Annotated in this window: 1 pseudogene; it reads left to right on the top strand. The window is 48.2% G+C overall.

Going from position 1 to position 571, the window contains the following annotated elements:
- Positions 1–571, top strand: a pseudogene (locus GOB58_RS12890) (Hint domain-containing protein); the annotation flags it as partial.

Here is a 571-nt window from a genome sequence, read left to right as displayed (position 1 = left end):
CCAGCAAGGTTATTGGTGCTGACGGTCAGACAACAACTGTAACCGGTACGTCGTCTGTAGCGCTGAACGGTGCGACCCTGAAGGGTAACGTTGTTTTTGGTAATAATGGCGATGTTACTCTGCAGCAGCTGACACTGGCTGACGGTGCTTCTGCAACAATTGGCACAGGCACGAACCTGACCCTTGATCAGAGCACGCTGCCATCTGGCACAATTAACATGGCCGGCGGCACACTGACAGATAGCAACGCATATGCCTCTTCTGGTCCGCTGACTGTTAATTTTGTTTCCGGCTCAGGCGTTAATACGGTTTCGCTGAATGGTCAGGCGTTAAGCAACGCGACGTTTAAGAATGTTTCTCCTGAAGACATCATTAACGTGACCAGCGACTATTATGGTCAGAACGGCGATACAGAAAAGCTTATTGATGTAAAAGACGGCGTTGTTGAGCTGGTTTATTACAACTCATGGGATTCAAAAACACAGCACGTACTGGCTACGTTTGACACGGCACAGAAATCTGACGGCTCTTACTACAAAGTTTCAGACTTCACATCGTCATATGCCAACAA

This window comes from Acetobacter thailandicus (genome assembly GCF_011516655.1).
GTDB classification, from domain to species: Bacteria; Pseudomonadota; Alphaproteobacteria; order Acetobacterales; family Acetobacteraceae; genus Acetobacter; species Acetobacter thailandicus.
Note: the sequence above shows the minus strand (reverse complement) of the source record. Positions and strands in the feature narration are given on the sequence as shown.